Annotated in this window: 16 protein-coding genes; 2 read left to right on the top strand and 14 right to left on the bottom strand. The window is 62.5% G+C overall.

From position 1 onward, the window contains the following. Positions 1–99: 99 nt before the first annotated feature. The gene (locus tag N8H71_RS18620; RefSeq protein ID WP_262195105.1) at positions 100–1,629 is read right to left on the bottom strand and encodes an FAD-dependent oxidoreductase; all 1,530 of its coding nucleotides are present in this window, start codon (positions 1,627–1,629) and stop codon (positions 100–102) included. Positions 1,630–1,824: 195 nt separating this feature from the next. On the opposite strand from N8H71_RS18620, the gene N8H71_RS18615 reads away from it, so the two are divergent. Then, the gene (locus N8H71_RS18615; protein WP_262195104.1) at positions 1,825–2,913 is read left to right on the top strand and encodes a DUF1615 domain-containing protein; all 1,089 of its coding nucleotides are present in this window, start codon (positions 1,825–1,827) and stop codon (positions 2,911–2,913) included. 78 nt (positions 2,914–2,991) lie between these two features. Here N8H71_RS18615 and N8H71_RS18610 read toward each other — a convergent pair whose 3' ends face one another. From N8H71_RS18610 to N8H71_RS18555, 12 genes are all read right to left on the bottom strand, one after another. Next, positions 2,992–3,315, bottom strand: coding sequence for a hypothetical protein (locus N8H71_RS18610; protein ID WP_064597933.1), 324 nt, complete (start codon positions 3,313–3,315; stop codon positions 2,992–2,994). A 112-nt stretch (positions 3,316–3,427) separates the two neighbouring features. Next, a complete protein-coding gene (locus tag N8H71_RS18605; protein ID WP_085745884.1) occupies positions 3,428–4,123 on the bottom strand; it encodes an anti-sigma factor in 696 nt (231 codons plus the stop codon). Continuing rightward, positions 4,120–4,653, bottom strand: a complete 534-nt coding sequence (locus N8H71_RS18600) for a sigma-70 family RNA polymerase sigma factor (RefSeq protein WP_262195103.1) — start codon at positions 4,651–4,653, stop codon at positions 4,120–4,122. Before N8H71_RS18600 ends, N8H71_RS18605 begins: the two co-directional genes overlap by 4 nt. A gap of 162 nt (positions 4,654–4,815) precedes the next feature. Further along, positions 4,816–5,337, bottom strand: a complete 522-nt coding sequence (locus N8H71_RS18595) for a DUF3455 domain-containing protein (RefSeq protein ID WP_085686629.1) — start codon at positions 5,335–5,337, stop codon at positions 4,816–4,818. A 103-nt stretch (positions 5,338–5,440) separates the two neighbouring features. Beyond that, complete coding sequence (locus tag N8H71_RS18590) at positions 5,441–7,156, bottom strand: ABC transporter ATP-binding protein (protein ID WP_262195102.1); 1,716 nt, start codon at positions 7,154–7,156, stop codon at positions 5,441–5,443. A gap of 14 nt (positions 7,157–7,170) precedes the next feature. After that, on the bottom strand, positions 7,171–8,193 hold the full coding sequence (locus tag N8H71_RS18585) for an ABC transporter permease (protein WP_262195101.1): 1,023 nt from the start codon (positions 8,191–8,193) through the stop codon (positions 7,171–7,173). Beyond that, positions 8,193–9,257 (bottom strand): microcin C ABC transporter permease YejB, encoded by a 1,065-nt coding sequence (locus N8H71_RS18580; RefSeq protein WP_262195100.1) that lies wholly within the window; start codon positions 9,255–9,257, stop codon positions 8,193–8,195. The genes N8H71_RS18585 and N8H71_RS18580 overlap by 1 nt, the downstream gene beginning before the upstream one ends. 1 nt (position 9,258) lies before the next feature. Next, positions 9,259–11,130, bottom strand: coding sequence for an extracellular solute-binding protein (locus tag N8H71_RS18575; RefSeq protein ID WP_262195099.1), 1,872 nt, complete (start codon positions 11,128–11,130; stop codon positions 9,259–9,261). 152 nt (positions 11,131–11,282) lie between these two features. Then, on the bottom strand, positions 11,283–13,988 hold the full coding sequence (locus N8H71_RS18570) for a TonB-dependent receptor (protein ID WP_262195098.1): 2,706 nt from the start codon (positions 13,986–13,988) through the stop codon (positions 11,283–11,285). 208 nt (positions 13,989–14,196) lie between these two features. Then, entirely contained in the window at positions 14,197–14,598 is a 402-nt protein-coding gene (locus tag N8H71_RS18565) for an ExbD/TolR family protein (protein ID WP_011335072.1), read from the bottom strand. Beyond that, positions 14,598–15,302 (bottom strand): MotA/TolQ/ExbB proton channel family protein, encoded by a 705-nt coding sequence (locus N8H71_RS18560; protein WP_085608298.1) that lies wholly within the window; start codon positions 15,300–15,302, stop codon positions 14,598–14,600. Before N8H71_RS18560 ends, N8H71_RS18565 begins: the two co-directional genes overlap by 1 nt. 49 nt (positions 15,303–15,351) lie before the next feature. Further along, positions 15,352–16,170 carry a TonB family protein gene (locus N8H71_RS18555; RefSeq protein WP_262195097.1) on the bottom strand — a complete coding sequence of 273 codons (819 nt, stop codon included), beginning with the start codon at positions 16,168–16,170 and terminating at the stop codon, positions 15,352–15,354. Positions 16,171–17,248: 1,078 nt separating this feature from the next. On the opposite strand from N8H71_RS18555, the gene N8H71_RS18550 reads away from it, so the two are divergent. After that, positions 17,249–17,872, top strand: coding sequence for a glutathione S-transferase N-terminal domain-containing protein (locus N8H71_RS18550; RefSeq protein WP_262195096.1), 624 nt, complete (start codon positions 17,249–17,251; stop codon positions 17,870–17,872). 120 nt (positions 17,873–17,992) lie between these two features. Here the strand turns inward: N8H71_RS18550 and N8H71_RS18545 are convergent, their stop codons facing one another. Next, positions 17,993–18,433: a CBS domain-containing protein gene (locus N8H71_RS18545; protein WP_008084932.1), complete on the bottom strand. Its 441-nt coding sequence runs from the start codon at positions 18,431–18,433 to the stop codon at positions 17,993–17,995. Positions 18,434–18,552 lie beyond the last annotated feature (119 nt).

The following is an 18,552-nucleotide window of genomic DNA, read 5'->3' as shown; positions in this document are numbered from 1 at the left end:
GCCTGCTCGCGATATCGGCGTATCAGACAACACTGCATTGACTGACAGACCGCTATCGCGAGCAAGCTCGCTCCCACATTAGTTTGTGGTGTTTTTGAGTCAGGTGAAAAACGGCCGGATCCCGTGGTCACGGAAGTACCGCTCGATCACCTTCGGATCCGCGCTGTTGTCGGCAATCGCCACGTAAGTATCGGGGCGCAACAGGTAAAAGCCGTTGCGCCCCAGTCCTGCCGTTTCAAACGCCGGACGCCAGTCGAACACGTGCAGCGGCAAGTGATGTTCATTGCACCAGGCGATCATCTCGTCGCTGGTGTCGCCGTACACATGCACCTGCCAGCACGGATGACGTAACGGCTCGTAATTATCCCCCTCGCCATCATGGGCCCACGGCAAGCGGTCGCCGCCGTGGACGTGCCCGGCCACGCCTTCGCTCAGCGCCATGCCCCGATAGTTGACGGTGATTTGCGAGACGGTGCGAAACAGGAATTCGCGGCTGGTCTCGAATGAAGCCATTTTCGGAATCAGGAATGGCGCCAGCCGCGTGCGCAACAGGTCGGCCATACGGCCTTCGGCGGTGACGAAGCTGAAGACCTTGTCGGTGGTCGACACCAGTCGCCGGGCAAAGGCGATGCGTTCGGTTTCGTAGCTGTCGAGCAGTCTGGGTGTGGCAGCGCCGCCAAGCACTGCCGCGAGTTTCCATGCCAGATTGATCGCATCGCCGATGCCGGTGTTCATGCCCTGACCGCCGGCCGGGCTGTGCACGTGCGCCGCATCGCCGAGCAGAAACGCCCGGCCCTGGCGAAAGTGATCCGCCACCCGGTGATGCACGCGGTAGGTGGAGAACCAGTTGACGTCCTCGATGTGCACGTTCAGATGTTCGATGGCGCGGTTGCTGACATCGGAAAACTCGAGGGTTTCGGCGCGGTCCGCACGTTCGTCACGTACGGTGCCGATCAGACGCGCACGACCTTCGCCGGCCAGCGGGAACACCGCCAGAAAGTCCGCTTCATCCAGGTCCAGATGCAATTCACCGTTGAGCGCCGGGCCGCTGGCCTGCACATCCGCGACATAGAAAATCTGCTGATAGGTGCCACCGGGAAAACCGGTGTCGAGGGTTTTGCGCACGACCGAGCGGGCGCCGTCACACCCGGCCAGATAACAGGCCTGACAGATTTCCTGCTCGCCATCCGGCAGGCGCAAATGCGCGGTGAGGCCGTCGCCGTTTTCGGTGAAACTCTCAAGCGTCGTGTTGCGCTCGACGGTTACGTCGTAGTCTTCGAGGCGGTCGATCAACAGCCGCTCGTGTTCGTCCTGCGGGTACATTTCCAGAAAGGCATAGGGCGTCAGGCCTTCGCCGATCCGGTTCAGCGGCAGTTGCGCCACGGGTTTGCCCTTGACCCAGAAATTCGCCGCCGCCACCCGGTGACCGTTGCGTACCACCGCGTCGGCCAGATCCAGTTGCCGGTACAGCTCAAGGGTGCGCGCCTGTACCGCCAGCGCCCGTGAAGTGGTGCCGGGGGCGGAGGTCTTGTCGATGATGCGCACGCGTACGCCCAGTTTGCTCAGCCACAGGGCCAGCACCAGTCCGGTGGGGCCTGCGCCGATGATCAGAACATCACTGCGGTTCATGGTCTGTCCTCCTTCGCGTGTCCTGACCTGAGGCTTGCTACTGAGTGTGCAGCAGCAAGTATGGATCAGACGACGAGGGCGGCCAGTCGGCCTGCCAAACGGGGCGATGGAACAGCGCCGCCAGCCCGCAGTCCTATCCTGCACCCTGCGATTGAGCGTAGGGTTAACCCGGCTCAACGGACTGGATGAAGCGTTATGCACACCCCTCGATTATTCGTCAGCCTCGCCGCGCTGCTGGTACTGGCCGGTTGCGCCGGTCAACGCAGCGAAGAACCGGCGCCGCGCCCGCCCGCCGAGGTCAAGGCGCAGATCGTGCGCCTGCTGCCGGCCAAAACCGCCGACCGCCAGGGCTGGGCCACTGACATCTACGCCGCGTTCGCCGCCCAGGGCATCAGCCCGACCACGCAAAACCTGTGTTCGGTGCTGGCCGTCGCCGAGCAGGAATCCACCTTCCAGGTCGATCCGCCGGTGCCCGGCCTGGGCAAGATCGCCCGTGACGAAATCGACCGCCGCGCCGCCAAGGTGCATATCCCGAGCCTGTTGGTCAGCGGCGCCTTGCAGGTGCGTTCGCCCAACGGCAAGACCTACAGCGAACGCCTGAGCGCCGCCCGCAGCGAAAGGGAATTGAGCGCGATTTTCGACGACTTTATCGGCTCGGTGCCGATGGGCCGCACGCTGTTCAGCGGTTTCAACCCGGTGCACACCGGCGGGCCAATGCAGGTCAGCATCGAGTTCGCCGAGAAACACGCCAAGGACTATCCGTACCCGGTGGACGGGACGATTCGCCATGAAGTGTTCACACGTCGTGGCGGCATGTATTTCGGCATCGCCCATTTGCTGGGTTATCCGGTGAGTTATCGCGAGCCGCTGTACCGTTTTGCCGACTTCAACGCCGGCTGGTACGCCAGTCGCAATGCGGCGTTTCAGAACGCGGTCAGCCGTGCGTCGGGGATTCCGCTGGCGCTGGATGGCGACCTGATCCGCCCGGGCGCGATCATGCCGGGCAGCACGGAACTGGCGGTGCGCACCCTCGGCAAATCGCTGGGCATGCGCAATCCGGTGATCCGCGATCAACTGGAGAAGGGCGATAGCCTGGCCTTCGAGGAAACCAAACTGTATCAACGGGTTTTCGAACTGGCGGAGCGTGCGGAAGGCAAGTCACTGCCCCGTGCGGTGTTGCCGGGCATCGTGCTGCAGAGCCCGAAGATCACCCGCAAACTGACCACGGCGTGGTTTGCCAAACGGGTCGACGAGCGCTATCGGCGCTGCATGGCCAAGGGCTGAGGACGATCAAAAGGCAATAAAAAAACCCGGCTGACGGGAGCCGGGTTTTTTCTGGGTTGTTGCGGTCAAGCCATTCATTCAGGCAACGCGGCGTTCGATCAGACGATCCGAGCCACCTTCAGCGACGCGACGTTCAATCAGACGATCCGAGCCACCTTCAGCAACGCGGCGTTCGATCAGGCGATCCGAACCACCTTCAGCAACGCGACGTTCGATCAGACGATCCGAACCGCCTTCGGCAACGCGACGTTCGATCAGACGATCCGAACCACCTTCGGCAACGCGACGTTCGATCAGACGATCCGAACCACCTTCGGCGATCATGGTGTGGGCCGGTTTGGCGGCAAATGCGTTGAAGGCCAGAACCGAAAGGGCAATGCTGAGGATGACTTGGCGTTTCATGATTTTTGCTCCGGGGGTGTTGTTTGTTTGGTATGGAGCCGATGTTACGCCCGGGATTTTTTAAGAGAACTTCATTGACGTGATGGTGAACATCGACGCCGATGATGGTTTGTCACAGCACCTTCACTGCGCGGCCAATCGCCTGGATCGGCCCGGTGGGTTTGCCGATCGGCGAGCCGGTGGCGCCTTCCAGCGTCAGCTCGAACAACTGGTTCGGTTGCAGCGGCGGCAGCTTGTCCAGCGGGATCGACAGCGCCTGGCCCGGTTTGACCAGCCCCAGCGACACCGGACCCTGCCAGCCGTCGGCCTTGGTCCAGAACTCCAGAGCCTTGTCGGCCGGCACCTCGACCACGCCCAGCGGAATCAACTGAATCTCCCGTGGGCTGCTGGCCTGGATCACCCAGCCCGGCGCCTTGTCCTGCGGGGCGACCAGCACCACCAGAAAGCTCGGTTTCGGTGTGGTTTGGGTCAACAGGATCGAACCCAGCAACAGAGTCGCGGCCAGCCCGGCAGCGCTCAATCCGCGCCACAGCGACAGACGGTTCCACCAGGAAATCTCGGGCGCCACTTTATGGGTGAGTTGCCCGACACTGCGTTCGATGCGTTGCCACAGCTGCGACGAGGGCTGATGCGCCGGGGCGAGGTCGGTCAGTTCCAGCAGACGCCGCTCCCAGGCATCCACCGCCGCTTGCAGCTCGGGCTCGTTGGGCAAGCGCCGTTGCACTTCGGCGCGCGCTTCGGCCGAGAGGGTGCCGAGCACGTATTCGCTGGCCAGTTCATCGCGTTCCTGCGCCGATTCGGTGGTCATCCCATGCACTCCCGCAACGCATTGAGGCTGCGTTTGATCCAGGCTTTGACGGTGCCCAGCGGCGTGTCGAGGCGTTGGGCGATCTGCGCGTGGCTGTAACCGTCGACGTAGGCGTGAAGGATGCAGCGGCGGCGTTGCGGTTCCAGTTGATGCAGGCAGCGATGGATGCGGGTCGATTGCGCCAGGGTGTCGAAGTCGTCATCAATCGCGGGTGATTCGTTGCTGTCGTTCAACGGCGTTTCCCGGTCGTGATTGCGCAGCGCATTCAGCGCCAGATGCCGGGTCACGCTGAACATCCAGCCCCTGGCCGAACCGCGCGCCGGATCGAACCCCGCCGCACCGGCCCAGATCTTGATGAATGCATCGTGAACGATGTCTTCGGCCAGCGCCGTATCACGCACCAGACGGCGGGCCACACCGAGCAGGCGCGGACTTTCCTGCACATACAATTCGCGCAGGGCCCCGCGCTCGCCGCGGGCACAGGCGGCGAGGCGGGCTTCGTAATCGAACGCGGTTTCGGGCAATGGCATGTCCTGCAATCTAGCAAACCTCACCAAAACATCCAGGCAACACCGCGATCCGCATGGGAGGGAGCTTGATCCGGGTGGCGATCCGACGAAAGCGTTACCTCATTGAAGTTGATGCTGACTGACGTGACGCCTCGCGAGCAGGCTCGCTCCCACGGGCCGGGTTCAGTTCGCCGCCCAGAAAATGTAGTCGGCCTGGTACTTCACCACTTCCTGTTTGCCCTTGTTCGCCGCCGTGCATTCGCTGCCCGGCGCCACGCCGCCCTTGAGCGCGACGCGCTGGATGTAGCTCACGCCGCTCATGGCGCCTTTGCCCTCGGCGGGGTTGGCCTTGACCAGTTGATAGGGCAGGTTGCCGGGGCTCGACGGCGCTACGGCCAGTTGCGTGCCGGTGACTTTCGAACCGTCCTGCGCCTGCCAGGTGGCGGGCGGGCCGAAGTAGGTGCCGACCTGTTTGCCGCTGCGATCGTTGAGCACCGCTTTCGGGCCGACGAACACCCACTCGGTCTGGCCGGCGACATTGGCCTTGTCCCGGCATTCGTAGGTGATCTCGCCGACCCCGGTGGTTTCCATCGCGATCTTGTGGCCGTCCGGCACCTTGATCGCGTCGGGATAACTGCTTTGGGCAAAGCTCGTCGAGGCGACGGCGAGCAAACCGGTGAGGCCGATCAGTTGGGTGATGTTCATCAGTGCTTCTCCGAAAAGGGTAAACGGCTGACAGCCGAAAGAGGGCTGTTACAGGGACTACCCGTGACGGAGGCGTTTGGATGCAGTGGCCGGAAAATAAACTTCAAGCCCCACCGATTTCCCCCTGTGGGAGCGAGCTTGCTCGCGAATACGGTGTGTCAGCCACATAAAATGCTGACTGATCCGACGCCTTCGTCGGATCGCCGCCCGGAGCAAGCTCGCTCCCACAGGGATCTTTGTCAGGTTTCAGGCCGGAGGCTTTCAGGAGTTCCTGGGTATACGCATGCTGCGGCGCCGCAAAAATCTGGCGCGACGCTCCCTGTTCCACCACCTTGCCGTCCTTGATCACCATCAAATCGTGCGCCAGCGCATGCACCACCGCCAGGTCATGGCTGATGAACAGGTACGTCAGCCCATGGCGGATCTGCAACTGCCGGAGCAATTCCACCACCTGTTTCTGTACCGTGCGATCCAGCGCCGAGGTCGGCTCGTCGAGCAGAATCAGCGCTGGTTCCAGCACCAGCGCCCGGGCGATGGAAATGCGCTGGCGCTGGCCGCCGGAGAACTCGTGGGGATAACGATGGCGGCTCTGCGGGTCGAGGCCGACTTCCTCCAGTACGCGGATCACCGCTGCCTCACGCTCCTCGGCCGTGCCGATGCTGTGGGTCAGCAGGCCTTCGGCGATGATCTGTTGCACCGACATCCGTGGGCTGAGGCTGCCGAACGGGTCCTGGAACACCACCTGGATCTGCCGGCGCAACGGGCGCATCAAGCGCTGATTGAGCAGGGTCAGTTGCTTGTTGCCGAAGCGAATATCGCCCTCGGATTCCACCAGCCGCAGAATCGCCTGGCCCAGCGTCGACTTGCCCGAGCCGGACTCGCCGACAATCCCCAGGGTCTTGCCCCGTTGCAGACGAAAACTCACGCCGTCCACGGCCTTGATGTACTCCTGGGTGCGGCTGAACAACGCCTTGGGCAGCGGGAACCAGACTTTCAGATCATCCACCTCCAGCAGGTTGTGATCGTAGCGACTCGGCACCGGCGCGCCAGTCGGTTCCGCCTCGATCAGCAGGCGGCTGTAAGCATGCTGCGGTGCGCGGAACAGCGTTGCGCAATCGGCCTGTTCGACGATTTCCCCGTGGCGCATCACGCACACCCGTTGGGCGATGCGCCGCACCAGATTGAGGTCGTGACTGATCAGCAGCAGCGACATGCCGAGGCGTTGCTGCAACTCGATCAGCAGTTCGAGAATTTTCTGCTGCACGGTCACGTCGAGCGCTGTGGTCGGTTCGTCGGCAATCAGCAATTCCGGTTCGTTGGCCAGCGCCATGGCGATCATCACCCGTTGCCGCTGGCCGCCGGAGAGCTGGTGCGGATAGGCCTTCAAGCGCTGCAACGGTTGGCGAATGCCCACCAGTTCCAACAACTCCAGCGTGCGCTGGCGCGCGGCACGGCCCTTGAGCCCCTTGTGGATCTCGAGCACTTCGCTGATCTGTTTTTCCACCGTGTGCAGCGGGTTCAGCGAGGTCATCGGCTCCTGGAAAATCATCGCGATGCGATTGCCGCGCAAGCCGCGCATCTGCTGCTCGCTGGCGTGCAGCAAGTCCACGCCGTTGTAGCGGATGCTGCCCGTGCTGCTGACGGTCTTGGCCGGCAGTAAGCGCAGGATCGAATGGGCCGTCACCGACTTGCCCGAGCCGGACTCGCCGACCAGTGCCAGGCACTCGCCACGGCGGATGTCGAGATTTACGCCGTGCACCACTTCGTGCCCGGCGAAGGCGACGCGCAGGTCGCGGATTTCAATCAGGTTGTCGGTCATTTCAGCTCCGGGGATCAGGATCGCGGATCGAACGCGTCACGGCAAGCTTCGCCGATAAACACCAGCAGGGACAGAATCAGCGCCAAGGCAAAAAACGCCGTCAGCCCCAGCCACGGCGCTTGCAGATTGCGCTTGGCCTGGCCGATCAGTTCACCCAGCGACGCGGTGCCGGCGGGCATGCCGAAGCCGAGAAAATCCAGCGCGGTGAGGGTGGCGATGGCGCCGGTCAGAATGAACGGCAGGTAGGTCAGGGTGGAGGTCATGGCGTTGGGCAGAATGTGCCGGCGCATCAGCTCGCTGTCCGTCAGGCCCAGGGCCCGCGCGGCCTTGACGTATTCCAGGCTGCGCCCGCGCAGGAACTCGGCGCGCACCACGTCCACCAGTGCCAGCCAGGAAAACAGCGCCATGATCCCCAGCAGCCACCAGAAACTCGGCGAGACGAACCCCGACAAAATGATCAGCAGGTACAGCACCGGCAGCCCCGACCAGATCTCCAGCACCCGTTGCCCGAGCAAGTCGACCCAGCCGCCGTAATAACCCTGCAACGCTCCGGCGACGATGCCGACCAGCGCACTGACGGCAGTGAGGATCAGCGCGAACAGAATCGAAATCCGCGTGCCAAAAATCACCCGCGCCAACACGTCCCGCGCCTGATCATCGGTGCCCAGCCAGTTGCTGGAGGACGGCGGGCTTGGCGCCGGTTCCGTGAGGTCGTAATTGACCGTGTCGTAGCTGAACGGGATCGGCGGAAACAGCATCCAGCCGCCCTGATCCTCGATCAGTTTGTGTACGTAACTGCTGGCGTAATCCGGCTGGAACGGCAGTTCGCCGCCGAAATCGGTTTCCTGATAATCGCTGAGGATCGGAAAGTAGAAGGCGTCGTGGTAGCGGATCACCAGCGGCTTGTCGTTGGCGATCAGTTCGCCGCCGAGGCAGATCAGGCACAACCCGATGAACAGCCACAGCGACCAGCGCCCGCGACGGTTGGCCTTGAATTGCGCGATACGCCGCCGGCCCAGAGGGGAGAGTGTGAACATCAGGCAGTCCTCGCCGAGAAGTCGATGCGCGGGTCGAGCAGGGTGTAGCAGAGGTCGCCGATCAGCTTGATCAACAGGCCGAACAGGGTGAACAGAAACAGCGTGCCAAACACCACCGGGTAGTCCCGCGACACCGCCGCTTCGTAGCTCATGCGCCCGAGGCCATCGAGGTTGAAGATGGTTTCGATCAGCAGCGAGCCGGCGAAAAACACCTCGATCAACGCCGACGGCACACCGGCCACCACCAGCAGCATCGCGTTGCGAAACACATGGCCGTAGAGCACACGTCTTTCGGTCAGCCCCTTGGCGCGCGCGGTGATCACGTACTGGCGGCTGATCTCGTTGAGGAAGCTGTTCTTGGTCAGGATCGTCAACGTCGCAAAACCGCCGATCACCAGCGCTGTCACCGGCAACACCAGGTGCCAGAGGTAGTCGCCGACCTTGCCCCACAGGCTCAGGCTGTCGAAGTTGTCGGAGACAAGACCTTGCACCGGAAACCAGTTGACGTAGCTGCCCCCGGCGAACACCACGATCAACAGGATCGCGAACAGAAACGCCGGCATCGCATAACCGACGATGATCGCCGTGCTGCTCCAGACATCGAATGCGCTGCCGTTTTTGATTGCCTTGCGAATGCCCAGCGGGATCGAGATCAGGTAGGTGATCAGCGTGGCCCAGAGACCGAGGGACAGCGACACTGGCAGCTTCTGCACGATCAGGTCGGTGACCTTGGCACCGCGAAAGAAACTGCTGCCCAGATCCAGTTGCGCGTAGTTCTTGAGCATCAGCCACAGGCGTTCGTGCATCGGCTTGTCGAAACCGTAGTGGTGCTTGATATCTTCGATCAGCGCCGGGTCCAGGCCACGGCTGCTGCGCCCGGCACCGCCGATCGCGGTGACCTCGCTGGCGCCGCCCATGCTGTGCCCGCCGAAGCCTTGCAGGCGGGCGATGGCCTGTTCCACTGGGCCGCCGGGCGCGGCCTGCACGATGACGAAGTTGACCACCAGAATGCACAGCAGCGTCGGGATGATCAGCAACAGACGTCGACTCAGATAACGCCACATGTCACTGGCCCCCCGCGAGTTGGTGCAGGGCACTCATTTGCTGATTGGTCAGCGGCTTGGTCGAGACCTCCCACCAGGTGTCGAGGCCTTCGCTGTAGATCGGCTGCACCGGCGGCCTGCCGAAACGGTTCTGATACACCGTCGGCGTGCCTTTGGAGTAGTAGTTGGGAATCATGTAGTCACCCCATTGCAGCACCCGATCGAGGGCGCGGGCGTAACGCACCATGGCGTCGCGGGTATTGGCCTGGACCAGGCCGTCGATCAGCCGGTCCACGGCCGGGTCGGCCAGCACCATCGAATTGGAGCTGCCGACCTGGGTCGCGCTTTGTGAGGCATACAGGCTGTATAGCTCGCGGCCCGGCGAGACGATCGGATCTCCGCTGCGGGGGAAGCTGGTGACGATCATGTCGTAGTCCCGGGCGTTGAGCCGGTTGATGTACTGCGCCGAATCGATGCGCCGCAGATTCAGGGTGATGCCGATCTGCGCCAGGGTGCGCTTGTACGGCAGCAGCATGCGGTCGAAGCCACCCTGGCCGTCGAGGAAGGTAAATTCGAATGGCTCGCCGGCGGCGTTCACCAGCCGGTTGTTTTTCGGCGTCCACCCGGCTTCGGCCAACAGCTTCAGGGCTTGCAACTGCTTGTCGCGGATGTAGCCGCTGCCATCGGTTTTCGGCGCTTGATAGACCCGACTGAAAACTTCGTCCGGAATCTGTCCGCGCAGCGGTTCGAGGATCGCCAGCTCCCCGGCGTCGGGCAGCGCGGTGGCGGCCATTTCACTCTTAGGCCAGTAGCTGTTCTGGCGCACGTAGAAGCCGCGCATCATCTGCTTGTTGGTCCACTCGAAATCCCACAGCAGGCTCAGCGCCTGACGCACGCGGCGATCCTTGAACAACGGGTTCTGCAGGTTGAACACAAAACCCTGGGCGCTGGTCGGTTTGTCCGGGGCGAGAATCGCTTGTTGCAGGCGACCGTCGCGCAGGGCCGGGCTGTCGTAGCCGACCACGTAGCCGGACGAGGAAAACTCGCGGTTGTAGTCGAACGCGCCAGCTTGCAGCAGTTGTCGGGCGACGTCGGTGTCGCCGTAGAAGTTCACGGTCAGGCTGTCGAAGTTGTACAGCCCGCGACTGACCGGCAGGTCCTTGCCCCACCAGTGCGGATCGCGCTGGAAACCGATGCTGCGCCCGGCGTCGACCTTGCTCACCCGGTACGGGCCACTGCCCAGCGGAGGTTCGAAGCCGCCGCCGTTGGCGAAGTCGCGGGTTTTCCACCAGTGCTCGGGCACCGGTCGCAGCGACGCCAGATCCAGCGCCAGGGTGCGGTTGAGGTTGTTCTTGAAGGTGAAGCGAATCTGTCGCGGGCCTTCGATCAGCACGTCCTGTACATCGGCGTATTGCTGGCGATAACTCAGGCTGCCCTTGGTCATCAACAGTTCGAAGGTGTAGCGCACGTCCTCGGCAGTGATCGGTGTGCCGTCGGCGAAGCGCGCCTCGGGATTCAGTTTGAAACGCACCCACAGACCGCCGGGATCGCGCTCCATGGATTGCGCCACCAGACCGTAGACGGTGTAGGGCTCGTCCAGCGAGCGGAACGCCAGCGGTGAATACACCCAGTCGTTGACCTGCACCACGGAAATGCCCTGATCAGCATACGGGGTGATGTAGTTGTACTGACCGATCTCCATCGAAGCGCGGCTGAGCGAGCCGCCCTTCGGGGCGTCGGGATTGACGAAGTCGAAGTGCTGGAAACCGGCGGGGTATTTCGGCGCCTCGCCGTACACCGTCATCGCGTAGCTGCCGCCGGCCAGCGCAGATGCCCCGTTGCACAGCAGCGCGCTGCCGAGCAGCAGGCCGGCCATGTTGCGCAAAAAGCTCATGAGATCACCCCTGAAAATCTTTGAAAGAACCCGAGCCCCCTGTGGGAGCGAGCTTGCTCGCGAAGGCGTCTTGTCAGCCGACATCTCTCTCGCTGCTCCACCGCTATCGCGAGCAAGCTCCCTCCCACAGAGGGGAGGGGTTTTATTTCGGGTTAGAAGTGGTACGTCATGCGCGCAAACAGCGTGCGGCCCAACGGGTCGGTGTAGCGCGGGTCATAACCGCTCTGGAAGTTGTAGGCCTGGTTGGAGAACGGCGGATCGCGGTCGAACAGGTTCTTCACCCCGGCATCCACGTCCAGCACTTTGTCGAAGGTGTAGCCGGCCGACAGGTCCCACACCGAATACGACGCGACCCGCGCGTTGGTCTCGCGGTCGTAGTCGTTGTAGCCGGTGGTGAAGCGGTTGGTCAGCGCCGCGCGGGCTGCGCCGAAGGTCCAGGAACCGGTCAGGTTGTGTTTCCAGCGGGCAATCACCCCGTCACCCTTGAAGTCGCCGACCTTGTCGGTGAACGGTCCCTTGATGGTGCTCTGGAAGTCGTACTCGTCGACATAGGTGCCTTGCAGACCCAGACCGAACTGACCGTACGGCGTGTTCGGGAAGCGATAGTCCAGCGACACATCGACGCCATTGGTTTCGACGATGCCGAGGTTGGCGTTGCCGGTGACGATGTAATTGAGCGTGCCGTCGGCGTTGCGCACGAAGCGGTCAGGGTAGCTGCCGGCCTGATCGAACACGGTGGATTCCGGGAACGGCTGGATCTGGTTGGAGATGTGAATCCACCAGAAATCCAGGCCCACGGACAGATTGCTGACCGGCTGATAGACGAAGCCCAGCGTCACGTTGCGGGCTTTCTCCGGGGCCAGGTCTTCGTTGCCGCCGATCTGGTTGAGGAACTGCTGACCGCAATCGCGCCCGCCGTTGCCGCCCGGTTGCACCACGCCGCCGGTACACAGCACCGGATCGTTGTAGTAGCCCTGGGTGTAGGTGATGCTGCGCGGCGAATACAACTCATACAGCGACGGCGCGCGGAAGCCTTCGCTGTAGGCGCCGCGCACCACCAGCTCCTTGAGCGGCTGATAACGGAACGAATATTTCGGGTTGGTGGTGCTGCCGAAGTCGCTGTATTTGTCGTGACGCACGGCGGCGGACAGTTCCAGGCTGTCGAGCACCGGCACGTTGATTTCCGCGTAGGCGGCTTTCACGCTGCGGTCGCCCTCGACACTGCCGGCCGGGTCGATGCCCAGGCTCTGGATGTCGCCGGCGAAGGCTTCGAAATCCTGGTGGAATTTCTCTTTGCGGTACTCGCCGCCCAGCGCCAGACCCGATGGGCCGGCACCGAACCAGTCACCGATCTCGCGGCTGATCCGCCCGTCGAAACCGGCGACCCGACCGACCGCCGTGGAGTAGGCGCCGTGGTAAGCGGCCTGATCGATGTATTGCTGACCGGCGCTGGTCTGCGGCCCGAACGGGTTGAGCAAGCCGCTGGCCAGACCGTCGATCATCGCCTGATCGCTGACGTAGCCGCTGGTGACGCTGGAGACGATCTTGTTCTGGTTGTACGAGGCGCCGACGTTGTAGTCCCAGCCGCCCACCAGACCGTCGAAGCTCAGCAAAAAGCGCTGGCTGGTGTTCTGGTCTTTCGATTCGCGCGGGCCGGCGGCGGTTTCGCGCCAGTTCACGTCCACCGGTTGCGTCGGGTCGAGGGCGAAGCCGGTGGGCGCCGGGGTGATGCCGTTGCCGGGGTAGTAGGGCGAGGACGAATCCAGGCTCAGGCCGGTCAATGGTGCAGGTCCCACGGCGGTGGCGTTGTTGTTGCGCGACCAGAAGTATTCAAGATTGACGTTGTGGTCGTCGGCCAGTTTGCCGGTGGTCTTGCCGAAGAACGAAGTCTTCTCGGTTTGCGGCACCAGGTCGATGTATTCGCGAGTGCTGAAGCGGCAGAGGCCGTCGCGGGCCACCAGGTTGGGGCCGTTGCAATTGCTGTTGGCCAGCGGGTTTGTGGCGTTGCCGTTCTGGCTGTAGTTGCCGGGGAACGCGGTGCCGGAGGTCTGGTCCAGGCCACGGCCGGGCACGTAGTCGCGGGCGAAGGAGCGGTCGTTGGCGTCGAGGTTCTGCTGCTTGTTGTAGTTGAACACACCGAGCACGTTGAAACGGTCCTGCTCCAGGTCGCCGTAACCCCAACTGGCGCTCATGTCCTTGGTCGCACCGCCGCCGCTGTGCGTCGGGGTTTCGCCACCGAGGGTGAGCTGGCCGTCGGTCATGGATTTCTTGGTGATGAAGTTGATCACGCCGCCGATGGCGTCGGTGCCGTACAGGGCCGAGGCGCCGTCGCGCAGCACTTCCACGCGCTCGATTGCGGCAAACGGGATCATGTTCAGATCCACCGCGCCGCCGGCCGAGTTGGTGCCCGACAGGGCGTTGTTCGCCAGTCGGCGACCATTGAGCAGCACCAGCGTCTTGTTCGCGCCGATGCCGCGCATGTCGGCGAACGAGGCGCCGCCGGTGGCCGCGCCGACCGAGCCTGCGCTGTTGTTGATCGACTGGCTGCCGGTGATGCGCTGCACCAGTTCGGCGGTGGTGGTCACGCCTTGTTTGCGCAGCTCGTCGGCCTTGAGCACGGTGATCGGCACCGCCGTTTCCGCGTCGACCCGACGGATCGCCGAACCGGTCACTTCGACCCGTTGCAGTTGCGTGGTCGGCGCGACCACCGCAGCAGCGGCCGGGACGTTGTTGTCGTCCTCGGCGGCCTGAACCCCGGCGCCCATCCCCATGGCCACCAGGTACAACGGAACGAAACGGTGGCGGGAAATCGTCGCCACCAAGGGTTTGAGCGTGAAGCGTGGAGTGTTCATCAGCATGGTTGTTTCCGACTTTGTTAGACGTTTATCGAAATGGCCTTGTGAGCCCTCTTTGCACGGAGCACGGTGGTGCCGCGCCGCGAAAACCACTTTCTTCAAGCAAGCCGATCCCCTCCGAAGACGCGCTGCGTTTTTTCGGTCGGCCGATTGCGACGGGATTCAACGAACGGTGTCGGGCGCGTCCCTCACTGCGTGCCCGGCACCGCCGTCAGCGGGTGGTCATCACCGATATTTTGGTGATGCCCGAGCGCTCGATGGACGCCATGGCTTTGGCAACCTGGCCGTAATTAACGGCGGAGTCGGCCTGCAGCTGCACGCGCACGTCGGCGTCCTTGGCCTTGACCTCCTTGAGGCTGGCCTCCAGTGATTCCGGCGCCAGCTCGGTCTTGGCCAGGAAGAACTTGCCGTCCTGGTCGACGCTGACCACCACCGGGTCTTTCTTTTCGGCGGGAGCGACGGCGTCGGTTTTTGGCAGGTTGACCTTGATCGCGTTGGTCATCAGCGGCGCGGTGACGATGAACACCACCAGCAGCACGAGCATCACGTCCACCAGCGGCGTGACGTTCATTTCGCTGAGCACTTCATCGCTGTCTTGAGTGGAAAAGGACATCAGCTGGCCTCCCGCACGGCGGCCGTGGATTTGGCGATGGCCTGACGGCTGATGGAAAACGCGCTGCGCGAGGCGAGGGCGTCGAAGTCGTGGGCGAAGTCATCCATGTCCGCCGAGGCCAGCTTCAGGCGCCGCAGGAAGAAGTTGTAAATCAGCACCGCCGGCACTGCGACGGCAATGCCCACGCCGGTGGCGATCAGCGCATGGCCGATGGGCCCGGCCACGGTTTCCAGGCTGGCCGAACCGCTGGCGCCGATGCTTTGCAGGGCTTCCATGATTCCCCACACGGTGCCGAACAAACCAATGAACGGCGCGGTGCTGCCGATGCTGGCGAGGATCGCCTGGCCGTTCTCCAGCGAGCGACGTTCCTTCTGGATCTGCTGGCGCAGGTTGCGTTCCAGTCGATCGGAACGGTTGATGGTGTGCGCCAGTTGCTGGGTGGTGCGAGGGGATTCTTCCACCAGCAAGGCTTCGAAACCGCTGCTGGCGATCCGCGCCAGCGAGCCCGGATACTGGCTGGCGTGTTCGGCGGCGGTCAGCAAGTCCGGCGCACCCCAGAAGGCTTTGCTGAATTGCTTGTTCTGGGTTTTCTGGCGCAGGTATTGCGCCGACTTGACCAGCAGGATCGCCCAGCTGACCACGGAAAACAGCACCAGCCCCCAGAGCACGCCGGGGACAATCATCGAAGACAAAGAATCGTTCATGGCTACACCTCGCTTGCGTTAATCGGTTGTGAGTTCGGTTGTCGCGCCGTCATTGCGGCAATTTGAAATCGATGGTCTGGGTGGCGAAGCCGTCGATCGGTGTGTCGCCGCGTTTGGCCGGAATAAACTTCCAGGCCTTCACCGCCGCAACCGCCGCGTCATCCAGTTGCGGCTTGCCGCTGGATTTGGTCACTGTCACCGAGCCTGCGCGACCGTTGGCCAGCACCTGAATCCGCAGCACCACGCTGCCTTCCCAGTTGCGCCGCAGGGCCAGCGACGGGTATTCCGGCGGCGGGTTGCCGAGGCTGGCGAGACCGGAAATCGCCGCCGACTCTTTCTCCGGGCCCGGTGCCGCCGCAGGTGCCGGTGGCGCGCTCGGGGTGGCCGGAGCGGCAGGCGCGGCCGGTTGCGCAGGGGCGGGCGGCGCTTTCGGCGGCTCGAGCTTTTTCACCGGTTTGGGTTTCTCGACCGGTTTAGGCTTTTCGATCGGCTTGGGTTTCTCCACCGGTTTGGGCGGCGGCTTGACCGCGTCCTCGTCTTCCACCGGTTGTTCCGGTTCGGGCGGTGGCGGCGGTGGGGGCGGCGGCTCCGGTGTCGGCGGGGCCGGAGGTGTCGGGCTGGTCAGCTCGACGGTCATTTCCGGAATTTCCGGTGGCGTGGGCAGCGGCTCGGCCCGCGCCTGTTGGAAAAACCACCAGGCGCCGCCGTGTATCAGCGCCGACACCGCCACCAGCAACAGCATCTGCCGTTTGTTCAGGCCGCCGGGCTGCGAAGTGTTGGCCTTGTAGACGGGCCGGCCCGCCACCGACGCAAGCGCTGCGTTCGGTACTGGCCCCGGCGGCGTTCTGTGCTTTACCGCATCGTTCATTAAAGCTCCCTCGGGTGGATGAAGGGCAATAAGGTGCCGTTCGAACAACACAGCGTTGTTCGAGTGAGTGGTCGCAACTTTCATACGGGTGTGCAGAAGCCGATAGTTGAACTATCTATTGAACAGGGCTTGTGCAGCTTATGGCTTCAGTAATGTCGACTTCGATGGTTCATTGATCCGGTCCGTGGCTGTTCTTTTATAGGAGAGCCCGCCATCGAGTGGCGCTGTCTCATTCTTGATACATAGCAACCGCTGTGCCAAATGATGACAAATTGTGTAGCGGAGATTGCTCGGGTGATACCGGTGTCGCATTTATATAAGTTTCGTTAACTGTGCAGCTTTTCATCGCGCATAGCTTCCCGGCAGCCTCTTTGGAAGGGCTTTTTTCAAGTCGAGACAACTCCGACTCGGTATCGCGCTGTTCAGCGAAATAGAGCGGCTGATCTCGTGTCGGCCAAGGCGCGTGATGGTGCGTGGCGGACTGATTTGGTGCGGTTCAATGTTTTAGCGGGTCACAGGCGGTGTTCCTTGTTTTTGTCAAAGTAAAGTCGGTCGTTGCAAGTCGCTGAAGTTGTAACTGCAAGAGCGATTTTGGTGCGTTTGCGAAGTTATGTTCGGTCAGCAAAAGTTGTAGGTATGTGCTGTGCTGAAGTTATTGTCGAACAATTAGTTTGCAATGTTCATTAATGCAGCGCGCACGCAATGACTTCTTGCGTGCTATTTAAAAAATAAATAGTGCAGGCGTTCAGGTAATAAAAGGAGTGCACGGACTGTTCGCAGGACGAACACGGCGCAGGTACAGGGGCACGGAGAGAAGAGTGTGGCGCAGCAGATGAAGATTCACGCGGTGAACTCCTTGTTGCCAGCTCGGATACGCGAACTTTTGGTTCGGTATCGCACCTTACAAGAACGCGGATAGCGTTCGCTGATTGCTCTTGGTGCGGGATGGGCACCGCCAGCGCTGTTTTGCGAGATCAGGGATTCGCAAGCTGCCGATGAATGCGCAATCCGTGCCAAATTCGATACAACAGCTATAAATAGGGCCAGGCAGGATGCCTTTCGCAGTGGAGGAGGGGATATGTATCAGCTCTACGGACATCGCAATTCAGGGGCCGCGGCCATCGAGGCGGCGCTGGAGCTGTGCCAGGTGGCTTACCGCTTCATCGATATCGAGGCCAGCGCGGAAGCGGCGCAGGAGCTGGCGCGGCTCAATCCGCTCAAACAGATCCCGACCCTGCAACTACCGGACGGCAGTGCAATCACCGAAAGTGCGGCGATCCTGATTCATCTGGGGCTGAGCTTCCCCCAATCCGGTCTGTTGCCTGCCAAGGGGGCTGACCGGGATCAGGCGATTCGCGGGCTGGTGTACATCGTCAGCAATTGTTACGCGGCCATCGGTGTCATCGATTACCCCGAGCGCTGGCTGGTGATGCCGGACGAGGCCTCGCGGCAGAATCTGATGGCGGGTGCGCGGGAGCGACTGCACTGGACTTGGGAGGTGTTTGCCGACCAGTTCTCCGCCGAGCTGTATCTGGACGATGAAACGCCGGGGGCGCTGGATGTGCTGGCAGCGGTCGTCACGCGCTGGGCCGGTGCCCGCGAACACCTGCGCCAGGCCCGCCCCGGTTTCCATGCGTGGCTGCAACGCATCGACCGACACCCGGTGCTGGCGCCGGTCTTTGCGCGGCATTGGCCTGCCTGAACAAAAAACTGTGGGAGCGAGCTTGCTCGCGATGGCGGTCTGTCAGGCAGATACTTTTTACCTGATACACCGCTATCGCGAGCAAGCTCGCTCCCACAGGGGGGCGTGTGAAGTCTGGGACTATTCCCCGCGAATGTACTGCTCCAGCTGTTTGATCAGCTCGGCCTGTTCGGCAATCGCTTCCTTGACCAAGTCGCCGATCGACAGCAGGCCGATCAGTTTGCCGTTCTCCACCACGGGCAAGTGACGCAGGCGTTTGTCGGACATGATGCCCAGGCAGGTGTCGACCGTCTGGTGGGTGTCCACCGTGATCACGTTCGCCACCATGATGTCGCGTACCGGCGTGCCCACCGAGGAGCGCCCATGCAGCACCAGTTTGCGCGCGTAATCGCGCTCGCTGATGATGCCCACCACTTTGTCGTCTTCCACCACGAGCAAGGCGCCGACGTTCTTCTCGGCCATTTTCATCAGCGCTTCGAGCACCATGTGATCGGGCTTGATCTGGTGCACTTCCTGATTTTTCTGATCTTTGAGCTTGAGCAGCTGGGCGACGGTTTTCATGGCGGTTACTCAGGTGTTGTCGTTGTTCTCCAAGCATCGTAGACGCAGGCGCACAGAGCAAGGCCGCAAAACGGCAGATAACACGCAAAAAACGTCATTTGACGGGGTTTTTCATGGCG

This window comes from Pseudomonas koreensis (assembly GCF_025447595.1).
GTDB classification, from domain to species: Bacteria; Pseudomonadota; Gammaproteobacteria; order Pseudomonadales; family Pseudomonadaceae; genus Aquipseudomonas; species Aquipseudomonas koreensis_H.
This window is presented reverse-complemented; position numbering and strand designations above follow the sequence as displayed.

What these genes read in the sequence shown, in the direction of transcription:
- N8H71_RS18620 (WP_262195105.1), bottom strand. Translation starts at nt 1,629, where the DNA reads ATGAACCGCAGTGATGTTCTGATCATCGGCGCAGGCCCCACCGGACTG.
- N8H71_RS18615 (WP_262195104.1), top strand. Translation starts at nt 1,825, where the DNA reads ATGCACACCCCTCGATTATTCGTCAGCCTCGCCGCGCTGCTGGTACTG.
- N8H71_RS18610 (WP_064597933.1), bottom strand. Translation starts at nt 3,315, where the DNA reads ATGAAACGCCAAGTCATCCTCAGCATTGCCCTTTCGGTTCTGGCCTTC.
- N8H71_RS18605 (WP_085745884.1), bottom strand. Translation starts at nt 4,123, where the DNA reads ATGACCACCGAATCGGCGCAGGAACGCGATGAACTGGCCAGCGAATAC.
- N8H71_RS18600 (WP_262195103.1), bottom strand. Translation starts at nt 4,653, where the DNA reads ATGCCATTGCCCGAAACCGCGTTCGATTACGAAGCCCGCCTCGCCGCC.
- N8H71_RS18595 (WP_085686629.1), bottom strand. Translation starts at nt 5,337, where the DNA reads ATGAACATCACCCAACTGATCGGCCTCACCGGTTTGCTCGCCGTCGCC.
- N8H71_RS18590 (WP_262195102.1), bottom strand. Translation starts at nt 7,156, where the DNA reads ATGACCGACAACCTGATTGAAATCCGCGACCTGCGCGTCGCCTTCGCC.
- N8H71_RS18585 (WP_262195101.1), bottom strand. Translation starts at nt 8,193, where the DNA reads ATGTTCACACTCTCCCCTCTGGGCCGGCGGCGTATCGCGCAATTCAAG.
- N8H71_RS18580 (WP_262195100.1), bottom strand. Translation starts at nt 9,257, where the DNA reads ATGTGGCGTTATCTGAGTCGACGTCTGTTGCTGATCATCCCGACGCTG.
- N8H71_RS18575 (WP_262195099.1), bottom strand. Translation starts at nt 11,130, where the DNA reads ATGAGCTTTTTGCGCAACATGGCCGGCCTGCTGCTCGGCAGCGCGCTG.
- N8H71_RS18570 (WP_262195098.1), bottom strand. Translation starts at nt 13,988, where the DNA reads ATGCTGATGAACACTCCACGCTTCACGCTCAAACCCTTGGTGGCGACG.
- N8H71_RS18565 (WP_011335072.1), bottom strand. Translation starts at nt 14,598, where the DNA reads ATGTCCTTTTCCACTCAAGACAGCGATGAAGTGCTCAGCGAAATGAAC.
- N8H71_RS18560 (WP_085608298.1), bottom strand. Translation starts at nt 15,302, where the DNA reads ATGAACGATTCTTTGTCTTCGATGATTGTCCCCGGCGTGCTCTGGGGG.
- N8H71_RS18555 (WP_262195097.1), bottom strand. Translation starts at nt 16,170, where the DNA reads ATGAACGATGCGGTAAAGCACAGAACGCCGCCGGGGCCAGTACCGAAC.
- N8H71_RS18550 (WP_262195096.1), top strand. Translation starts at nt 17,249, where the DNA reads ATGTATCAGCTCTACGGACATCGCAATTCAGGGGCCGCGGCCATCGAG.
- N8H71_RS18545 (WP_008084932.1), bottom strand. Translation starts at nt 18,433, where the DNA reads ATGAAAACCGTCGCCCAGCTGCTCAAGCTCAAAGATCAGAAAAATCAG.